Source organism: Paraburkholderia lebeckiae, assembly GCF_014201005.1.
GTDB lineage: Bacteria > Pseudomonadota > Gammaproteobacteria > Burkholderiales > Burkholderiaceae > Paraburkholderia > Paraburkholderia tuberum.
Window position 1 is genome coordinate 209,602 of sequence record NZ_JACHDK010000006.1, and the last position, 18,766, is coordinate 228,367.

17 protein-coding genes are annotated in these 18,766 nt (G+C 64.2%); 9 read left to right on the forward strand and 8 right to left on the reverse strand.

The features are described 5' to 3' along the window. Positions 1-13 precede the first annotated feature (13 nt). Positions 14-1,846, forward strand: a complete 1,833-nt coding sequence (gene atzF, locus HDG39_RS14085) for an allophanate hydrolase (protein ID WP_184006485.1) — start codon at positions 14-16, stop codon at positions 1,844-1,846. Positions 1,847-2,044: 198 nt separating this feature from the next. Further along, the gene (locus HDG39_RS14090) at positions 2,045-2,380 is read left to right on the forward strand and encodes a hypothetical protein (protein WP_184006486.1); all 336 of its coding nucleotides are present in this window, start codon (positions 2,045-2,047) and stop codon (positions 2,378-2,380) included. A 76-nt stretch (positions 2,381-2,456) separates the two neighbouring features. Here HDG39_RS14090 and HDG39_RS14095 read toward each other — a convergent pair whose 3' ends face one another. After that, a complete protein-coding gene (locus HDG39_RS14095; protein WP_018421735.1) occupies positions 2,457-2,900 on the reverse strand; it encodes a MarR family winged helix-turn-helix transcriptional regulator in 444 nt (147 codons plus the stop codon). 205 nt (positions 2,901-3,105) lie between these two features. Between HDG39_RS14095 and HDG39_RS14100 the strand changes: the two genes are divergently transcribed. Then, entirely contained in the window at positions 3,106-4,575 is a 1,470-nt protein-coding gene (locus HDG39_RS14100; RefSeq protein WP_409259175.1) for a DHA2 family efflux MFS transporter permease subunit, read from the forward strand. A gap of 11 nt (positions 4,576-4,586) precedes the next feature. Here the strand turns inward: HDG39_RS14100 and HDG39_RS14105 are convergent, their stop codons facing one another. Then, the gene (locus tag HDG39_RS14105) at positions 4,587-5,300 is read right to left on the reverse strand and encodes a FadR/GntR family transcriptional regulator (protein ID WP_184006487.1); all 714 of its coding nucleotides are present in this window, start codon (positions 5,298-5,300) and stop codon (positions 4,587-4,589) included. Positions 5,301-5,482: 182 nt separating this feature from the next. On the opposite strand from HDG39_RS14105, the gene dgoD reads away from it, so the two are divergent. Beyond that, complete coding sequence (gene dgoD / locus HDG39_RS14110; RefSeq protein WP_018421739.1) at positions 5,483-6,631, forward strand: galactonate dehydratase; 1,149 nt, start codon at positions 5,483-5,485, stop codon at positions 6,629-6,631. 247 nt (positions 6,632-6,878) lie between these two features. After that, complete coding sequence (locus HDG39_RS14115; RefSeq protein WP_184006488.1) at positions 6,879-7,181, forward strand: hypothetical protein; 303 nt, start codon at positions 6,879-6,881, stop codon at positions 7,179-7,181. Positions 7,182-7,316: 135 nt separating this feature from the next. On the opposite strand, the gene HDG39_RS14120 is transcribed toward HDG39_RS14115, so the two are convergent. Together HDG39_RS14120 and copC are read right to left on the reverse strand one after the other, a co-directional pair. After that, positions 7,317-8,246 (reverse strand): CopD family protein, encoded by a 930-nt coding sequence (locus tag HDG39_RS14120; RefSeq protein ID WP_184006489.1) that lies wholly within the window; start codon positions 8,244-8,246, stop codon positions 7,317-7,319. After that, a complete protein-coding gene (copC, locus tag HDG39_RS14125; RefSeq protein WP_184006490.1) occupies positions 8,243-8,620 on the reverse strand; it encodes a copper homeostasis periplasmic binding protein CopC in 378 nt (125 codons plus the stop codon). Before copC ends, HDG39_RS14120 begins: the two co-directional genes overlap by 4 nt. A gap of 394 nt (positions 8,621-9,014) precedes the next feature. Here copC and HDG39_RS14130 point away from each other — a divergent pair, with 394 nt between their 5' ends. The 4 genes from HDG39_RS14130 (at position 9,015) to HDG39_RS14145 (ending at position 13,629) form a co-directional block, all read left to right on the forward strand. After that, entirely contained in the window at positions 9,015-9,746 is a 732-nt protein-coding gene (locus tag HDG39_RS14130; protein ID WP_184006491.1) for a c-type cytochrome, read from the forward strand. A gap of 21 nt (positions 9,747-9,767) precedes the next feature. Then, on the forward strand, positions 9,768-11,069 hold the full coding sequence (locus HDG39_RS14135) for a c-type cytochrome (protein ID WP_184006492.1): 1,302 nt from the start codon (positions 9,768-9,770) through the stop codon (positions 11,067-11,069). Positions 11,070-11,201: 132 nt separating this feature from the next. Next, positions 11,202-11,822: a PAQR family membrane homeostasis protein TrhA gene (gene trhA, locus HDG39_RS14140; protein WP_184006493.1), complete on the forward strand. Its 621-nt coding sequence runs from the start codon at positions 11,202-11,204 to the stop codon at positions 11,820-11,822. A 226-nt stretch (positions 11,823-12,048) separates the two neighbouring features. Next, entirely contained in the window at positions 12,049-13,629 is a 1,581-nt protein-coding gene (locus tag HDG39_RS14145) for a DEAD/DEAH box helicase (RefSeq protein ID WP_184006494.1), read from the forward strand. 59 nt (positions 13,630-13,688) lie between these two features. Here HDG39_RS14145 and HDG39_RS14150 read toward each other — a convergent pair whose 3' ends face one another. The 4 genes from HDG39_RS14150 to HDG39_RS14165 form a co-directional block, all read right to left on the reverse strand. Beyond that, positions 13,689-14,222, reverse strand: a complete 534-nt coding sequence (locus tag HDG39_RS14150) for a hypothetical protein (RefSeq protein WP_184006495.1) — start codon at positions 14,220-14,222, stop codon at positions 13,689-13,691. 138 nt (positions 14,223-14,360) lie between these two features. Then, positions 14,361-15,188, reverse strand: a complete 828-nt coding sequence (locus tag HDG39_RS14155; RefSeq protein WP_026226031.1) for a ferritin-like domain-containing protein — start codon at positions 15,186-15,188, stop codon at positions 14,361-14,363. Between the two features lie 338 nt (positions 15,189-15,526). Beyond that, on the reverse strand, positions 15,527-16,897 hold the full coding sequence (locus HDG39_RS14160) for an MFS transporter (RefSeq protein ID WP_184006496.1): 1,371 nt from the start codon (positions 16,895-16,897) through the stop codon (positions 15,527-15,529). Between the two features lie 185 nt (positions 16,898-17,082). After that, complete coding sequence (locus tag HDG39_RS14165) at positions 17,083-18,723, reverse strand: gamma-glutamyltransferase family protein (RefSeq protein ID WP_184006497.1); 1,641 nt, start codon at positions 18,721-18,723, stop codon at positions 17,083-17,085. Between the last annotated feature and the right edge of the window lie 43 nt (positions 18,724-18,766).

The following is an 18,766-nucleotide window of genomic DNA, read 5'->3' on the forward strand; positions in this document are numbered from 1 at the left end:
CTGGACGCAAACCATGTCTTCATTCTCGTCATTCGATCTTCGCCTCCCGACACTTCGCGCCGCATACCGTGATGGAACGCTCACGCCGCGCAGGCTCGTCGCTGAACTGCTCGAAAAAGCTGCGGTGCTCAATCCATCGTTCAATCTGTTCATCCATCTTCTGACCGAAGATGAAGTCGCGCCCTACCTCGACTGGCTCGACACGCAGGAGGTCGAAAGCCTGCCGCTCTATGGCGTTCCGTTCATGATCAAGGACAACATCGATCTCGCCGGCATTCAGACGACCGCCGCGTGCCCCGCGTTCGCGTACACGCCGTCGCGATCGGCGAGCGTCGTTGCCCAATTGATCGCGCTCGGCGCGGTACCGCTCGGCAAAGCCAATCTCGACCAGTTTGCGACCGGTCTGAACGGCACCCGGTCGCCGTATGGCAAGTGTCGCAATAGTGTGCATCCCGACTATCCGTCGGGCGGCTCGAGCGCGGGGTCGTCACTCGCGGTCGCGCTCGGCGTCGCCAGTTTCGCGCTCGGGACCGACACGGCCGGTTCCGGTCGCGTGCCTGCCGCGCTGAACAATCTCGTCGGTCTCAAGCCCACTAAAGGCCTGCTGTCCACCGCGGGTGTGGTGCCCGCGTGCCGCACGCTCGATTGCGTGACGTTCTTCACGGCGACGGCGGAAGAAGCGAGCGAGTTGCTTGCGTTGAGCGCGCACCCCGATCCTCGCGATGCATACAGCCGCGCGAATCCGCAATGGAATACGGCACGCGCGTTTGGCAGGCCCACGGCGTTCAGGTTCGGTGTGCCGGCGCAACTGGAATTCGCCGGCTGTTCCGAGAGCCCCGGGCTGTTCGCGAAGGTGCGCGCGTTGCTCGAAGAAGCAGGTGGTGAAACTGTCGAAATCGACTTCACGCCGTTTGTCGAAGCCGCCAATCTGCTCTACCAGGGGCCGTGGGTGGCCGAGCGTTATAGCGTGGCGGGCGAGTTGATGACGGAGAAACCCGCTGCGGTTTTGCCCGTCATTCGCGATGTGTTGGCGAAGGCACCCGGCGCGAGCGCGGTCGAACTGTTTCGCGCGCAGTACCGCTTGCAGGAATTGAAGGCCCTCTGCGATGCGTCGATCGATTCACTCGATTTCGTTCTGACGCCGACGTATCCGCGTGCCGTGACGCTCGACGAGTTGGAGCGCGACCCCATTGGTCCGAACTCCCTGCTCGGCTATTACACGAACTTCATGAATCTGCTGGACTATGCCGCCGTCGCTACGCCGACCGGTTTCATGAAGAATGGTCTGCCCTGGGGCGTGACCGTCTTTGGCCGCGCGTTCACCGACCAGTATCTGTTGGGTGTGGCCGACCTGCTGCAACGAAAGAGCGGCGTGCACTGCGTCGGAGGCGTAACCGTCGAGCCGGAGCCGCGCGGCGAACGATGCGCGGCGAGTCACGATCGCATGCGGATCGCGGTCTGCGGCGCACACATGCAAGGTTTGTCCCTCAACCGCGATCTGCTTGCCCGACGCGCGCGGCTCTTGCAGGCCACTCAGACTGCCGCGCAATACCGGTTGTCGGCGCTGCCTGCGTCGGCGGACGGCACGAGGCGTCCAGGCCTGTGGCGCGTCACCGATGGCGGCGCAAAAATTGCTGTCGAAGTGTGGGAAATGCCCAGCGCGGAGTTCGGCTCGTTTATTTCGACCGTTCCGTCTCCGTTGGTTCTGGGGAAGGTCGAACTCGTCGACGGTTCGTGGGTTTCCGGTTTCCTCTGCGAGCCGCATGGCGTGCAGTCGGGAACCGATATCTCGGAGTTTGGCGGGTGGCGAGCATGGCTTGCCAGCGTGCGTTGCGCGAGTTTCTGATGGAACGAACGATGAGCAGCGGCGTCGCAGGGTATGGGCAGTGAAGCGCCGCGGGTTTTGTTGGCACCTCCTCTATTGAGAGAATAGCGTCACGAGCAAGCCTGGCAAGTTCTCTCTTAGGGTTCTAACGCGCGCCTACGATGCAGGACCTGACAGGCTTCCTTCCGCAATTCCGTCGCAACTTCGAGAGGTTCCTTAATGACGCTCCGCACCGTCGCGCTCGCCGCAACCACTGCGCTCACGCTCGCCGGCACGACCGCCGCCCTCACCGCACAAGCTCAAACGCCGAGCACCGCCGACAGTCAATGGCGCGCCAGTTCCACCATGCTCCCGACGCTGCTGCAGGACGGCTACAAGATCGTCGCCGTGGTCAACAAGGGTCCCGCCGACACGATCTTCGTGCAGCGCGATCAGAGCGCGTTCAAATGCATCGATCCGCAGCAGCCGGATGCAAAAGCAAAAACGTCGGTGGCGCCGGGCTGTTACGAGCTGGTACCGCCGAGCGGCGCCACGCCGGCGTCGGAATCCAAATAATGTGATTTGAAGCGCGAGCTCAACGTAACCCCGGCTCGCGCGAAAGACTTCGGCGTCGCGCCAACTCCGCGACGCTTCAGCGATCCACGAGCCGGCTCAGATTGCCGCGCACCCGCTGCAGCAGGGCAATTAACTGCGCGGCTTCTTCATCGCTGAAACCATTGAGCGCTTCGAGCGCGACCTCGTCGCCGACCTTGCGCGCCTTGCCGAGCGTGCGCTCAGCTTTCGGCGTCATGCGCACCTGGCGCTCGCGGCGATCCTGCGGATTCGCGGTCCGCTCGATCCAGCCGCCCTCCTCCATCCGGTCGAGCAGCCGGCCCGCCGAGATCGGCGCGACCTCGAGCAGATCCGCGAGCCGGGCCTGATTGATGTCGCCGTAGTGGCCGAGATAGGCCAGCACGCGACACTGCGCGCGCGTCAGATCGACCGACGACCTCGCGAGATCGTCAAAACGCTTGCCGGTCAGCCGGCCGACGTCGGAGATCAGAAAGCCGAAGCGCTCTTCGAATTGGGTTTTCATGCGCGAATTATACGGAAGCGCTTCGGCGTACAGCGCGACTGCGTATGCGTTCTATCCTCAGCACAACTCCCGATAGCACCAACCCGTATTGACGATATACTAAGCATGCTTACTATATCGACCCTCCCCACCATTCATGTCTTCCGCCTCCACGTCGGCGAGCGCCACTGAGCTGCTCAACCGGCCGATGATCACGATTTCGATCATGCTCGCGACGCTGATCCAGACGCTCGACAGCACGATCGCCAACGTGGCGCTGCCGCATATGCAAGGCACGCTGTCCGCGTCGCAGGACGAGATCACGTGGGTGCTGACCTCCTATATCGTCGCCGCCGCGATCGCCACGCCGCTCACCGGCTGGCTGGCGGATCGCCTCAGCGTGAAGCGGCTGCTGCTGATCGCGATCGGCGGCTTCACCGTGTCTTCCGCGTTGTGCGGACTCTCCGAGACGCTGCCGCAGATCGTCGTGTCGCGTCTGTTGCAAGGGATCTTCGGCGCGTCTCTGGTGCCGCTGTCGCAATCGATCCTGCTCGACATCAACCCGCGTGAAAAGCAGGGCCAGGCGATGGCCGTGTGGGGCATGGGCGTGATGGTCGGGCCGATCCTCGGTCCGACGCTCGGCGGCTGGCTCACCGATAGCTACAACTGGCGCTGGGTGTTCTTCATCAACGTGCCGATCGGCGCGTTCGCACTGTTCGGCGTCGCGACCTTCCTGCCGACTCGCGAACCTAAACACGACGTGAAGTTCGACGCGTTCGGCTTCATCACGCTCGGCCTCGCGATCGGCGCGTTGCAGGCGATGCTCGATCGCGGCGAGCAGCTCGACTGGTTTTCGTCGACCGAGATCGTGATCGAGGCGCTCGTCGCGGCGATCAGCTTCGCGTTTTTTCTGGTCCACACGGCCACGGTCGGCGAGCGCTCGTTTTTCAAGTACAACTTATTGAAGGACCCGAACTTCGCGACCGGCACCTTCTTCATCTTCGTGATCGGCGCGGTGATGTACGCGACGCGTGCGCTGCTGCCGCCGATGCTGCAAAACCTGATGGGCTATCCGGTCGGGACCACCGGCCTCGTCACCGCGCCTAGCGGTGCCGGCACGATGGTCGCGATGCTGATCGCCGGCCGGCTGCTCAAGCGCGTCGACGCGCGGCTGCTGCTGCTCTGCGGCTTCCTGATTTCGGCGTTCGCGCTGTGGCAGATGATGCAGTACACGATCGTGCTATCGGCATCGGACATCGTGTGGCCCGGCGTGATCCAGGGCTTCGGACTCGGCCTCGTGTTCGTGCCGCTGTCCACGCTGACGTTCTCGACGCTGTCGCCGGAGCTGCGCGCGGACGGCACCGCGACTTATAGCCTGATGCGCAATATCGGCAGCAGTATCGGCATTTCGATCGTGCAGACGCTGATGACGCGCAACACGCAGATCTCGCACGCGGACCTCGCTGCGAACGTGACCGCGTTCAATCCGGCGCTCCAGTCGATGCTCAGCAGCGGCTCGAACTATGACATCGCGTCGCTGAATGCGTCGATCACGCAGCAGGCCACGATGATCGCGTATCTGAACGACTTCAAGCTGATGTTCGTGGCGACGCTGCTGGTCATCCCGCTGTTGCTGCTGATCCGGCCGTCGCACAAGGCACCGGACGCGTCGGTCGCGCATGCGGCGATGGATTGACGCCGTCCGCCTCAGCCTTCGATTCGCCCGCGCGTCACGCCGAGCAATGACGCCATCGCCGCGTACGCCGCGGCGGCATCGCGGGCGCGAATCGCGTCGAACACCGCCGTGTGCTCGGCGAGCGACGCGTTGAACACATCGGCGCGTTTCGCATTGAGCCGCAATTGTGCCTCGAGCGTACGCTCGATCAGCGCGCCAAGCGGGATCAACAGTTCGTTGCTGCACGCGGTGAGCACGCACAGGTGGAACTGCAGATCCGCGCGCACCCATTCATCGACGTTGCGCGCCGCCACCATCGAGGTATGCGCGGCCGCAAGCGCGCCCAACGTGTCGACGGTGTGCGCGGCGGCTGCGAGGCCGGCGGCATAAGGTTCGACCATCTCGCGCATTTCCTGCAGCTTGAGCGCGAACGCCATCGGCTCGGCGACGCGCGAATACCAGTCGAGCAGATCGGCATCGAGCAGATTCCACGCGGACTTGACCCGCACGCGCGTACCCACGCGCGGCCGCGATTCGATCAGCCCTTTCGACGTCAACGTGCGCAGCGCCTCGCGCAGCACCGTGCGGCTCACGCCGAACATCTCCATTAACTCGGCTTCGCGAGGCAGGATCGACTCCGGCGCATAGTCGCCGCGCAGAATCGCGGTCGCCAGCAGTTGGGCGACTCGCCCGTGCAGATCGTGCGGAATGGTTTTCTCCTCGCGGTTGATGATCCCGTCGCGCAACGCGCGCGGTAAGGCGGCCAGATCTCACCACTATGTGGCAAATAATACTATTAATAGTATTTTAATGCGGTTTTGTTGTAGCATGGAATTCCCCGAAATTTTGCATGCCCGCAGACCTGCTTTGCATGGGTTCGGAGTAAGCGCCAAAGCGCCAACTTCGATCGACACCGGAGACACACACCATGAAAATCACCAAGCTCGAAACCTTCATCGTCCCGCCGCGCTGGTGCTTCCTCAAGATCGAGACCGACGAGGGCATCGTCGGTTGGGGCGAGCCGGTGGTGGAAGGCCGCGCGCATACGGTCGCCGCGGCCGTCGAGGAACTGTCCGATTATCTGATCGGCAAGGACCCGCTGTTGATCGAGGATCACTGGCAGGTGATGTACCGCGCGGGCTTCTATCGCGGCGGCCCGATCACGATGAGCGCGATCGCCGGCGTCGATCAGGCGCTGTGGGACATCAAGGGCAAGCATCACGGCGTGCCGGTGCATGCGCTGCTCGGCGGCCAGGTGCGCGACAAAATCAAGGTGTACTCGTGGATCGGCGGCGACCGTCCGAGCGATGTCGCGAACAACGCACGCGCGGTGGTCGAGCGCGGTTTCAAGGCCGTCAAGATGAACGGCTCGGAAGAGCTGCAGATCATCGACACCTTCGACAAGGTGCAAGGCGTGATCAACAACGTCGCGGCGGTGCGCGAGGCGGTCGGGCCGAACATCGGAATCGGCGTGGACTTCCACGGCCGCGTGCATAAGCCGATGGCGAAAGTGCTCGCCAAGGAACTCGACCCGTACAAGCTGCTGTTCATCGAAGAGCCGGTGCTGTCGGAAAACGCCGAGGCGCTGCGCGACATCGTCAATCAGACCAACACGCCGATCGCGCTCGGCGAGCGTCTTTATTCGCGCTGGGACTTCAAGCACATCCTGTCGGGCGGCTACGTCGACATCATCCAGCCGGACGCGTCGCACGCGGGCGGCATCACCGAGTGCCGCAAGATCGCCGCGATGGCGGAAGCCTACGACGTCGCGCTCGCGCTGCATTGCCCGCTCGGCCCGATCGCGCTCGCAACCTGTCTGCAGATCGACGCGGTCAGCTACAACGCGTTCATCCAGGAACAGAGCCTCGGCATCCACTACAACAAGGGCAACGACCTGCTCGATTACATCAAGAATCCGCAAGTCTTCAAGTACGAAGACGGCTTTGTGACGATTCCGCAGGGCCCCGGACTCGGCATCGAGGTCAACGAAGAGAAGGTGCGCGAAATGGCGAAAGTCGGTCACCGCTGGCGCAATCCGGTGTGGCGTCACGAGGACGGCAGCGTCGCCGAATGGTGATCTGAACACCTGAACGAAACAGGCGGAATGCCGCCGGCGGGCCACGTGACACTCAGGCCGTCGCAGTAACGTAACATCCCGGACCAGGCGGCCCGAACCGGCGTTCGAGCGCTGCCGCCCCGACCTGCATCACTCCCCGCCGAGCCTTATCCCGCCTGGCTTTCGCGACGTTTGTTCGGTATCGGACATACGTATGGCCTGCTCCTTGCTGAAATGCATGCCAACAACGCATGCAGCGAGGAACACCATGGGCGAATTCCTTCCCGACTATCTGATCCGCGAACAGGCGGCGGTCGGCGCGCTGGTTGCGTTCGGCGTGCTGCGCATCATCGGCGCGATGCTCGCGTACGAGCGCGGATGGAACATCTCGGTGGTCGGGAAATGCTTTATCGCCGCGGCGGTGCTGTACTGCCTGCCGCAGGTCTTCGATCTGCTCACGCAGATGGTCGGCTCGCACGCGGCCGGCGCCGAACTCGAAGGCAAGGCCGCGGGCTGCGCGATCGCGTTGTTCTGCGCGCCGATTCTCGGTCATCGCCTCGGCTTCGAGTAAGCGGGCTTCGCAGTGCGGCGCTTTTTTACGCGGCGCGCATTCGCGGGTGCTGTCGTAGAACTGACGCGCGATGGACGCGCGCGGCCGTCGCGCATCCATCGCCGATTGGTCAATCGCCTATGCCGCGCCGCGCGTTCAACCGAGCGCAGCGAACGCCGGCACGGTGTGTGACAACGCGGCCGCGACGACGAACACGCCGATCATCAAGAGAGCTTCCAGATACATCACGTTGACGAAGGTGTGCGCATCCATCGTCGATGCGGTGCGACGCAGGCGTGGCAGCGCCGATGTGCGGTTCAGCGCGCCGAGCACCAGCGCGAGCGCGACCAGCACGAGCTTCAACGTCAGCACATGACCCCACGTGCTCGCCTGAATCGCTTCGAACGAACTGCCCGAGTCGCGCACCGCATTGAAGACGCCCGACAGCAACACCAACGCGACCGCGACGATCGACACGTTCGACACCTGGGTCGCCGTGCGGATCAGCATGCCCCGCGCGGTGGATGCCCCGAGCGCCGGCAGCACCGCCAGGCCGGAGGCCATCGCGAGTCCGCCCCATACGCTCGTTGCGAGCACGTGCAGCGTCTGCATGCCGATCGCGGCCGACACGACGCCGGCATCGGCCGCATGACCGAGCGACGCCTTACCCGCCGCGATCGCGAGTACCGCGAGCCACAGCAGCGTATTGCGCAGCATGCCCGTGCCATGGCTCAGCGCGGTGCCGAGCAGCACCAGTGCGCCGCCGAACGCGACGCTCCAGCCATAGCCCACATGCGTTTGCGTCAGCACCGTCGGCACCACGCCGAACGCCGCGGACAACGCGACACCGCTCATCGACGCCGCCTGATACAGGAGCCAGCCGAGATCCGCGAGCACCAGCACGATGGTGGCCGCGAGCATCGAGCGTTGCGCGCGCATCCAGCCGGGACGCGCCGGTGAAGTGCCCTTGAGCCCGTCCCTCGCGAGCCATGCGCCGAGTAGCGCCGAGCCGACGGCGAAGCCGAACGAGACGTTCATGAGCGCGGCCATTGCGACCTGCCCGATCCACAGTCCGTCGAAGTTCATTTGACGTTGAACGCGAAGTCGCCATGAGTACGATGGCCGTCGATGGCCACCGCGATCCAGTGCACCGCATAGCGGCCGCTCGTCAACTGAGGCAGCGCGAGGTGCATCACGCGGGGGTCCGCGCTATCGACCGTCGACGCGCCCGGCGTCGCGGGCTTGCCGTTTGCATCGGCGAGTGTGATCTTGCTGAATGCGGGCTCGAGCGGCTCGGTGAAATGGATCGTCAGGTCGGTAGGCGCGACGGCGTCGGCGTTCGCGGCCGGCACGCTCGAGATCAGATGCGCATGCGCGAACGCGGTGGACGACATGGCCAGCGCCACCGCGCCGGACATCAACGCTCGCAGCGTCGACGAGGAGAAATCGAATAGCTTCATGTAAGGCCGATAGCGGATGAGAACGAACGGAACATAGGCGGGCCGGCGAGGCGCATCGTCTGCACGACGGCCGGCGAGCCCGGAAGTGTACGCTTCGATGGTGCGCGTGGGGATCGGTTCAACCTGGCTAGATCGAATGCGTCGCGCGGCATCACGCTTGCGGCCGCGACGCCGTGATTATTTTTGAGGCAAAGACGTCGACCACGTTCCGTGACGCAATCAAACTCAGAAACCGGCATAACGCGACACACTGTCGCATGGCGGTCACACCTGGAACCGTCTCTAATGCGGCAAATAGTCACTATTACCCTTCGATGATAGAATGCTGCGTCGCCGCAGCGACGGTTGTCCTTCACACCGAGCCGCCCGAAGTTCGGTCAGGTCCCCGATTCTGATGGAGTTACGCGTGTCTTCAAGACGCCTCTTCCGCCCGTTGCTTGCCCTTCTGTTGATCGGCACCGCGGGTGTCTATAGCGCAGCGAAAGCGCAGACTCAACCGAAGGCCCCCGACACGATGGAAGCGCGCGTGCAAGGCTGCACGGCCTGCCACGGGTCGCATGGGCAAGGTACAGACAACGACTACTTCCCACGCCTCGCGGGCAAGCCGGCGGGATATCTGTTCAATCAATTGCAGAACTTCCGTGAAGGGCGCCGCAGGTACCCGCCGATGAACTACCTCGTCACGTATCTCTCCGACGACTACCTGCGTCAGATCGCCAGCTTCTTCTCGCAACAGCGCCCGCCGTATCCGACGCCGGCCAAGCCGACGGTCTCGGCCGCCACGCTCGCGCGCGGTGAGCAGATCGTGCTGCACGGTGATGCGAACAAGCAGGTGCCCGCTTGCGCGGCCTGCCACGGCAAGGCGCTGACCGGTATGGAACCGGCAATCCCGGGTCTCGTCGGCCTGCACGCCGACTACATCAGCGCGCAGCTGGGCTCATGGCGCTCGGGCACGCGTCGCGCGATCGCGCCGGACTGCATGCACACCATCGCCACGCGCCTCAGCGACGAAGACGTGAACGCCGTCGCGGCCTGGCTTTCCATGCAGCAGGCTCCGCAAAACCCCGTGCCGGCTCCGGCCCGCTCCTTGAAGACTCCGCTTGCCTGCGGCAGCGAACCGCAATAAGGCGCCGGGAGAGACATTCAAATGAAACGCAAGTCTTTGTTCGCCCTCTCGGCAGTCGTCGTGGTCGCGGCCGCCGCACTCGTTCCCGTCCTGTGGTCGGGCGGCGATCATCTGCATAGCAGCGGCGTGGCCGTGGCGGCAACGCCCGCGGACCAAGCCGACCTGATCAAGAAGGGCGAGTACCTCGCCCGCGCCGGCGACTGTATCGCCTGCCACACGGTGCGCGGCGGCCTGCCGTTCGCGGGCGGCCTGCCCATGGCCACGCCGTTCGGCACGATGTTCACGCCGAACATCACACCGGACGACCAGTACGGCATCGGCAAGTGGACCCAGGACGACTTCTATCGCGCGATGCACACCGGCCGCTCGAAAGATGGCAGCCTGCTCTATCCGGGCTTCCCGTTCACGAGCTACACGAAGGTCACGCGCGCGGACTCCGACGCGATCTACGCATATCTGCGCTCGGTCACGCCGGTCAACGTACCGAGCCGTCCGCACGAACTGAAATTCCCCTTCAACCAGCGCAACATGCTGATCGGCTGGCGCACGCTGTTCTTCCGTGAAGGCGAGTTCAAGCCGGATCCGACCAAGTCGGTCGAATGGAACCGCGGTGCGTATCTGGTCGAAGGCCTTGGTCACTGCGGCATGTGCCACACGTCGATCAATGCGATGGGCGCCCCGGTCAACTCGGCCGCGTTCGCGGGCGGCCTGATTCCGCTACAGAACTGGTATGCGCCATCGCTGACGTCGAACCGCGAAGCCGGCCTCGGCGACTGGGACCTCAAGGACATCGCCGACCTGCTCAAGACCGGCGTGTCGAGCCGCGGCGCGGTGTTCGGTCCGATGGCCGAAGTGGTTCACAACAGCCTGCAGTATCTGTCGACCGAAGACATCAACGCGATGGCGACGTACCTGAAGACGATTCCGCAGAAGAGCGAAGCACCGGAACCGCTGCAGCTCGAAACCTCGGAAAAATTCGGCGGCGAACTGCTGAAGCAAGGTCAGAAGATCTACGCTGACAACTGCGCGAAGTGCCATGAGGAAAACGGTCTCGGCCGGCCGCCGGCATTCCCGCCGCTCGCGAACAACCAGTCGATCCAGATGCCGTCCGCGGTCAACCCGATCCGCATGGTGCTGAACGGTGGTTATCCGCCGAGCACGGAGGGGAACCCGCATCCGTATGGCATGCCGCCGTTCGCGCAGGCTCTGTCGAATCAGGAAGTGGCAGCGGTCGTGACGTACATCCGTATGTCCTGGGGCAACCACGGCACGGCCGTGTCGCCGCAGCAAGTGGCCGACTTGCGTTCGGCGCCGCTCGACTAAGCAGGGTTCGATGCACCCCGGGCGCGGCCTGCGAAATTCGCGGCCGCGCCCTTCGTTTTTTCAGGACCGGTATCATGTGGGCCTGTTTGTGTTGGTGGTCGCCCTCGCGGGACCGTGCAGGAGGAAAGAGTTGTGCCCTTCGGTGAGCGTTTGAATAGCATTACCCATCTCGTCGGCGCCGTGCTGTCGGTGGTGGGGCTGGCGGCGCTCGTCACGATGGGCGCGCTCGCCGGCGACGCCTACAAGGTCGTCAGCTTCGCCGTATATGGTGCGATGCTGTTCGTGCTGTATGCGATCTCGACGCTGTATCACAGCGTCAGCCATCCGCGTCTGAAGGCGATTCTGCAGAAATGCGATCATTCGGCGATCTACCTGCTGATCGCCGGCAGCTACACGCCGTTCACGCTCGTCACGTTGCGTGGACCGTGGGGCTGGTCGTTATTCGGCGTGAGCTGGGGGCTCGCTGCCCTCGGCATCGTGCAGGAACTCACGCTCGGGCGACGCACCCGCAGCGTGTCGATGGTGCTGTATGTGTTGATGGGATGGCTCGCGCTCGTAGCCGTCAACCCGCTGGTGCAGGCGTTGCCGGCCGCGGGGACCGCGTGGCTCGTGGCCGGCGGCGTCATCTATAGCGTCGGCATCTATTTCTTCATCAACGACGAGCGCATCCGCCACGGACATGGTATCTGGCACCTGTTCGTACTGGCGGGCAGTCTGTGTCAATTCGTCAGTGTCGCGCGCTATGTCGCGTGACATTCCACGGCGACGAATTGCAACTTAAGGCCAGTCGACGTGTCTGCATAGCGCGTTGAAACATTCGGCACATCTGTGAGCGTGCCGCCGATTTCTCCGTGAACGGAACCGGGCCTCGGCCCTCGAACACGCCATGCGGGCGTGTCGATTCCGCGCTGGTTTTTCCGCGTTGGGGTCCTTTGGACCCAGCGGGGCCGTTCGCGACACTGCATTGCAAAGAGCTTTTATGTCTTTTGATTCCCTCGGCTTGTCCGAACCGCTGGTCCGCGCTGTCAATGAACTCGGCTACACCAGCCCGACTCCGATCCAGACTCAGGCGATCCCGGCCGTGCTCAACGGCGGCGATCTGCTCGCCGGCGCGCAAACCGGCACCGGCAAGACCGCCGGCTTCACGCTGCCGATCCTGCAGCGCCTGAATTCGATGCCGCCGGCCGCCGGCGGCAAGCGCGTGGTCCGCGCGCTGATCCTCACGCCGACGCGCGAACTCGCCGCGCAGGTCGAAGAAAGTGTGCGCGCCTACGGCAAGTATCTGAAGCTGAAGTCGACCGTGATGTTCGGCGGCGTCGGCATCAATCCGCAGATCGATGCGCTCAGGCGCGGCGTCGATATCGTCGTCGCGACGCCGGGCCGTCTGCTCGATCACATGCAGCAGAAGACCATCGACCTGTCGCATCTCGAGATCCTCGTGCTCGACGAAGCCGACCGCATGCTCGACATGGGCTTCATCCACGACATCAAGCGCGTGCTCGCGAAGCTGCCGCCGAAGCGCCAGAACCTGCTGTTCTCGGCGACCTTCTCCGATGAGATCAAGACACTCGCCGATGGCCTGCTCGACTCGCCGGCGCTGATCGAAGTCGCGCGCCGCAACACGACGGCCGAAACGGTCGCGCAGAAGATTCACCCGGTCGATCGCGACCGCAAGCGCGAGTTGCTCACGCATCTGATCCGTCAGCACAGCTGGTCCCAGGTGCTCGTGTTCACGCGCACCAAGCACGGCGCAAATCGCCTCGCCGAGCAGCTGGCGAAGGACGGCATCAGCGCGCTCGCGATTCACGGCAACAAGAGCCAGTCGGCACGCACGCGCGCGCTCGCCGAGTTCAAGGACGGTACGCTGCAGGTGCTGGTGGCGACCGACATCGCCGCACGCGGCATCGATATCGATCAGTTGCCGCACGTGGTCAACTTCGATCTGCCGAACGTGCCGGAAGACTACGTGCATCGCATCGGCCGCACGGGTCGCGCGGGTGCGACCGGGGAGGCGGTGTCGCTCGTGTGCGTCGATGAACTGCAGTTGCTGAAGGACATCGAGAAGCTGATCAAGCGTCCGGTCCCGCAGGAAGTGATCGCCGGTTTCGAGCCGGATCCGACCGCGAAGCCGGAGCCGATCCTGCGACGCGGGCAGGGCGGCGGCGGGCGCTCGCCGCGCCAGGGACAAGGTGCGGTGCGTCGTGACGGCGGTGCTGGTGGTGGCCCACCGGCCAAGCCGGCTCAAGGCTCCGGTCAGCGTTCGGGACAAGGCACGGGTCAGCGTTCGGGCCAGCGTGCGTCGAACGCTCAGCCCACGCCGCGGCCACAAGGTACGAAGCCGGCCGGCAATGGCAATCAGCCGCGTCGCGATACGCAGCGTCACGACGATCGGCCGCGTGCCGCCGCGCATGATGGCGCTCCCGCGAATCATGCGCCGCGCAAGCCGCAGGGCAATCGTTCGCACAACGGCAATCCGGGCGCGTTGCTCGGCGGCGGCGCGAAGCGCAACGATGCGCCGCGTCGTGCGCAACCGTCGCGCAACGGCGACCGTGGCCGTTAAGCGTCGCGCGGCCTAAAGGCTGCCCGCGCATCAGCCGTTAGCGCTTCCCTGCTCGAAGACTAACGGCTGCTCGCGGCGGCAGCCTGCTTCAAATGCTCGACCTGCCGTTCCCATCGCTCGAGCACCACACTCCCCTCTCCTTGCAATTCGAACGTGATGCCGCCCGTCAGGCGCGCATAACGGACGCTTTGTGCCTCCGCTGTGTCGATCGAGCCGAGCAGATAGACAAGCCCGCTGTCGTCGCCAGCAACACCGGGCAGCGGCGCGACACGCAACTGCACCTGATAGAACGCCGCGTCACAGACGAAGCTCAGCGCCGCGCGCCCGCTTTGCGCGATCGCGCGCGTCGCGCGCGCCTGCGGCCATAGCGCGACGCACAGCGTGCGCGAGTCGGGCGCATAGAGTTCGCCGACGCTCAGCAGAGATGTGCGCACGTGGCCGTTCGCATCGACGGTCAGTAGCGACGCGGTGAAGCCCAGCTTGTCCGCAAGCGACGAACCGTCGAACAACGCGCGCACGTTGGCCGGCCATTCGTCGAACACGATCTGTTCGAGCGGACGCGCGGACGTAGATGCGGAGGAGGAAGCGCTCATGCCATCGATCCAGTCGAAGTAGTCGGTAAAGCTCCATCATGCCTCGAAAAAACCAAAGCCCGCATAAGCGGGCTCTGGTTCGTTTCGTCAGGTCGTTGCAGCTGCATTCAGCCGATGCCTCGCGCAACGATCGATGGCTCAGCGAAAGAATACGTGTTGCGTGATCTTCGCGAGCGGATAATGCACGCCCGGCTGAATGCGCGCCGGCAGATCGAGTGGCTTGAGCAGCATCTTCACGCACATGTCGGCGGACAGATTGCGGCGCACCAGCTTGTTGATGCGCGCCGCGCGCTCGCGGTTATACGCGGAGTCGTGCACGCGCTCCGGATAGCGAATCGCGAACACGTGCCGCAATGCGATCTCCGAATCTTCGTTCTTGATTTCCATCACGCGACGCATCAACGCGCCGAGCACCGCGAGCCGACCGTTGCCCTCGATCCGGTTGTACTTCTTGAAGTACCTGAAAAAGTGCTTGTAGTGACGGACTTCGTCGGTGCGGATGTTGTCGGTGATCTGCTTGAGCACCGCTTCGTCCGAGCACTCGTTGATCGCGCGGTACAGCGTCGCGGTACCCGTTTCGACCACGCAACGCGCGACCATCTCCAGCGCGCGGGTCTTTTCGAAATCCTCGACCGAGCACGTGAGCGAATACTCGCCCATGAAATTGCGGAACGCGGTGTCCCAGTCGAACTCGGGCCATACATACGCGATATAGGTCTTCAGCGCCCGGCCGTGCTGCATTTCCTCGGGCTCCCACTCGTGGTTGAGCCAGGCCGAGACCTCAGGGTCGTCGTTGAAAAACGTACTCAGATTGCTGGTGTAGAGATCGGTGCCGCTTTCGATGAACGAAGCCGCGCACAGCAACAGCAGCAGGTCCTCGTTGGCCGCGGCCTTCTGACGGTCAATGCGCGTCAGATCGATGTCTTCGATCCGCCAGGGCATGACATGGTTCAGCTCTGTGTGCATCGTGTCTTGCTCCCATGCTGTACCGACCCGTGGAGTTCTTCGCAACTGCCCCCCGCGCTCGCCGTGATGTTTCTGCGTGTCGGATACAACGCCGTGAATTAGAGTTGGGCCCTTGTACTCTGCATGGTAGCCGGAGATGTCCGACCATGCAGATCACACAGCACAGACCATGCCGCATCGACGCAGTTCCGATTTCAAGATAGTCGAAATCTTCCAACGTGTTAAAACATGTGCGCAAGGCAAAAAAAAAGCCAGCCCAAAAGGCTGGCTTTTCGGACAGACATCAGACCCGGCGGGGTCGGGGACACGGGCGGGCCCTCCAGGCGAGCCCCTCTTCCTCAGGCAGGCTGGACGTCGCCCGCGATGGGACGCACGCGACGCATGCGCAGCGCGACGATGATCAGCGATACGCCCGAGAGCACTGCCGCAAGCAGGACGTAATAACTTGGCGCGAGTTTGTCGCCGGTCAAATGAATGAAGGTTTCGACGATGGTCGGCGCGAAGCCGCCGAAGATCGTCACGCCGATGCTGTAACCGATCGAAAGGCCAGTCGAGCGCACCTGGGTCGGGAAGATCTCCGACATCAGCGCGGGCATCGGCCCCGAGTACGAGGCCTTGAAAATACCGGCGACGCCTTGCAGCACGAGCAGCCAGCCAATCGTCGGATGTGTCTGCAGCCATGCGAACATCGGATAGATCAGCAGGCCCATCAGGATCGACGTGCTCAGCATGATGCGAATTCGGCCGATGCGATCGGACAGCGCGCCCATGATCGGCGAGAAGATGAACTGCATGCCGCCGTTCAGCACGACCACGCCGAACGACGCAGCCGCCGCCATATGCAGCTGCTTGACCGCGTAAAGCGGCATGTAGAGCTGCAGCACGTACACGCCGACCGTCGACTGCGCAACCATGCCGATCGCGAGCAGCAGGTTGACCCACTGATTCGAGAACGACGCGTCCTTCGTTCCGCTGACGACCTTGTGCTCGCCAGCCGCCTCGCGAGCCGCGCGTTCTTCACGCAATGCGAGGAATTCGGGCGTCTCGTCGAGATGCGAGCGGATGTAGTAGCCAACTGGCCCGACCAGCAGACCGAACACGAACGGCACACGCCAGCCCCAGCTGTTCAGATGCTCGGCCGGCAGCCACGCGGTCAGCAGCGAACCGAAGGCCGCCGCGGTGATCGCCGCGAGACCCTGGCTCGCGAACTGCCAGCTCGCGTAGTAGCCGCGCCGGGTCGCGCTGTGCTCGACCATGAACGCGGTCGCGCTGCCGAACTCGCCGCCGACCGCGAAGCCCTGCACGAGCCGCGCCAGCAGCACCAGCAGCGGCGCCGCGAGACCGATCGTCGAAAACGGCGGCATCACGGCCATCGTGAAAGTACCGACCATCATCAGCGCGATCGCGAGCGTGAGCGCCGCCTTGCGGCCCTTGCGGTCGCCGTATACGCCGAGCACGATCGCGCCGAGCGGGCGCATCAGGAACGAGAGGCCGAAAGTGGCGATCGCGAGCAGCGTCGACAGCCACTCGTCCTGCATCGGGAAGAACTGTTTCGCGATGATCGTCGCGAAGTAGCCGTAGACCAGGAAGTCGAACCACTCGAGCGCGTTACCGATCGACGACGAGAAAACGATCCGCCGCACCATCGCTTTCGAAAGCGGCGCGGCGTGGGGGGAAGCGGTCGTCGAGTGCGACGCGGGGGTGTTCATGATGGTCTCCTGCCTGTCTGCTGCGTGATAGCTGTGGTAGGTGCGGCACCGCCTGGGTCAGCGAGGCGGCTGGCGGGCGCGCAATAGCGCGGCATACGGCATGCCGCGCGTTCGTTACGTGTTACCCGGGTGTCGGACCTGAGTCCCGGTGCGGACCTCGGCCCCGGACGTTGCCTCGTTGTGGCCTAGAAGCCGGCGGCGAGACCGTCGCGGCGGCTGTCGCTGGCTGCGACGTAGCCGCGCTCCGGCTCGTTGCGATCGAGTTTCCAGATGAACTGGCCGGAGCCGAAGTCCATGTACGGATCGTCGACCGACTTGATCGTGTGGCCGAGCTTCTGCAGGCCCTCGGTGGTCTTTGGATCGAGCGTCGACTCGATATCGACCGTGAAGTCGCGGTTGACCTTCCAGCGCGGCGCGTCGCACGCGGCCTGCGGCTGCTGAGCGTAGTCGAGCATGCGCACCACAGTTTGCAGATGGCCTTGCGGCTGCATGTCGCCGCCCATCACGCCGAAGCTCATCACCGCTTCCTGCTGGCCGTTCACCTGCTGGGTGAGGAACGCCGGGATGATCGTGTGGAACGGCCGCTTGCCGCCCTCGACGACGTTCGGCGACTTCGGATCCATCGAGAAGCCGCAGCCGCGGTTCTGCAGCGCGATGCCGCTGTCCGGCACCACCACGCCCGAGCCGAAGCCCATGTAGTTCGACTGGATGAAGCTGACCATCATGCCGCTCTCGTCCGCGGCCGACATGTAGATGGTGCCGCCCGCCTTCGGCATGCCGAAGTCGAAGTGCGTCGCCCGCTTCGGATCGATCAGCTTGGCGCGCGAGCTCAGGTACGCGTCGTCTAGCATCTGCTCGGGCGTGACTTCCATCGACCGCGGATCGGCCACATAGCGATACAGGTCGGCAAACGCGAGCTTCATAGCTTCGATCTGCAGATGCTGCGACTCGACGCTGTCGACCTTCAGCGACTTCACGTCGAACTTCTCGAGGATGCCGAGCGCAACCAGCGCCGCGATGCCCTGGCCGTTCGGCGGAATCTCATGCACGGTGTAGCCGCGATAGTCCTTGCCGATCGGCTCGACCCAGTCCGCGCGGTAGTTGCGGAGATCGTCGGCGCTCAGCGCGGCGCCGCCTTCGCGTGCGAACGCGGCGATCCGCTCGGCGATCTCGCCTTCGTAGTACGCGCGCGGGCCCTGCTCGGCGATCAGGCGCAACGTCTTCGCGTGACCGGGGAAGCGCACCAGCTCGCTGACCTCAGGCGCGCGGCCGCGCGGCATGAAGGTCTGCGCGAAGCCCGGCTGATCCTTCAGTTCCGGCACCGCGGCCGCCCATTTGTACGCGACGATGCTCGCCACCGCGTGACCGCGCTCGGCGATCTCGATGGCCGGCTCCATCAGGTCGGCGAACGGCAGCTTGCCGAACTTCTGGTGCAGCGCTTCCCAACCGGCGATCACGCCCGGCACCGTGACGGCGTCCCAGCCACGCTTCGGCTGTTTCGCGAAGCCGTTTTCCTCGCCGTATTTGCGCTTGAAGTAATCGACGTTCCACGCAGCCGGCGACACGCCCGAAGCGTTCAGACCATGCAGCTTCTTGCCGTCCCACACGAGCGCGAACGCATCGCCGCCCAGGCCGCACGACACCGGCTCGACCACTGTGATCGCTGCGGCGGCCGCGATGGCCGCGTCGACGGCATTGCCGCCCTTCCACAACATGCGCAGCCCGGCCTGCGCCGCGAGCGGATGCGAGGTCGAAACGATATTGCGTGCGAATACGGGCAGACGTTGCGTCGGATAAGGGTTTTGCCAGTTGCTGAAGCCAGTCATGTCGAACACTCTCGAAAGCGCGGGCCGGCACGAAAAAGTCGCC

What these genes read in the sequence shown, in the direction of transcription:
- HDG39_RS14090 (WP_184006486.1), top strand. Translation starts at nt 2,045, where the DNA reads ATGACGCTCCGCACCGTCGCGCTCGCCGCAACCACTGCGCTCACGCTC.
- HDG39_RS14120 (WP_184006489.1), bottom strand. Translation starts at nt 8,246, where the DNA reads ATGAACTTCGACGGACTGTGGATCGGGCAGGTCGCAATGGCCGCGCTC.
- copC (WP_184006490.1), bottom strand. Translation starts at nt 8,620, where the DNA reads ATGAAGCTATTCGATTTCTCCTCGTCGACGCTGCGAGCGTTGATGTCC.
- HDG39_RS14165 (WP_184006497.1), bottom strand. Translation starts at nt 18,723, where the DNA reads ATGACTGGCTTCAGCAACTGGCAAAACCCTTATCCGACGCAACGTCTG.
- HDG39_RS14095 (WP_018421735.1), bottom strand. Translation starts at nt 2,900, where the DNA reads ATGAAAACCCAATTCGAAGAGCGCTTCGGCTTTCTGATCTCCGACGTC.
- atzF (WP_184006485.1), top strand. Translation starts at nt 14, where the DNA reads ATGTCTTCATTCTCGTCATTCGATCTTCGCCTCCCGACACTTCGCGCC.
- HDG39_RS14115 (WP_184006488.1), top strand. Translation starts at nt 6,879, where the DNA reads ATGGGCGAATTCCTTCCCGACTATCTGATCCGCGAACAGGCGGCGGTC.
- HDG39_RS14135 (WP_184006492.1), top strand. Translation starts at nt 9,768, where the DNA reads ATGAAACGCAAGTCTTTGTTCGCCCTCTCGGCAGTCGTCGTGGTCGCG.
- dgoD (WP_018421739.1), top strand. Translation starts at nt 5,483, where the DNA reads ATGAAAATCACCAAGCTCGAAACCTTCATCGTCCCGCCGCGCTGGTGC.
- HDG39_RS14160 (WP_184006496.1), bottom strand. Translation starts at nt 16,897, where the DNA reads ATGAACACCCCCGCGTCGCACTCGACGACCGCTTCCCCCCACGCCGCG.
- HDG39_RS14130 (WP_184006491.1), top strand. Translation starts at nt 9,015, where the DNA reads ATGGAGTTACGCGTGTCTTCAAGACGCCTCTTCCGCCCGTTGCTTGCC.
- HDG39_RS14145 (WP_184006494.1), top strand. Translation starts at nt 12,049, where the DNA reads ATGTCTTTTGATTCCCTCGGCTTGTCCGAACCGCTGGTCCGCGCTGTC.
- HDG39_RS14100 (WP_409259175.1), top strand. Translation starts at nt 3,106, where the DNA reads ATGCTCGCGACGCTGATCCAGACGCTCGACAGCACGATCGCCAACGTG.
- HDG39_RS14150 (WP_184006495.1), bottom strand. Translation starts at nt 14,222, where the DNA reads ATGAGCGCTTCCTCCTCCGCATCTACGTCCGCGCGTCCGCTCGAACAG.
- HDG39_RS14155 (WP_026226031.1), bottom strand. Translation starts at nt 15,188, where the DNA reads ATGCACACAGAGCTGAACCATGTCATGCCCTGGCGGATCGAAGACATC.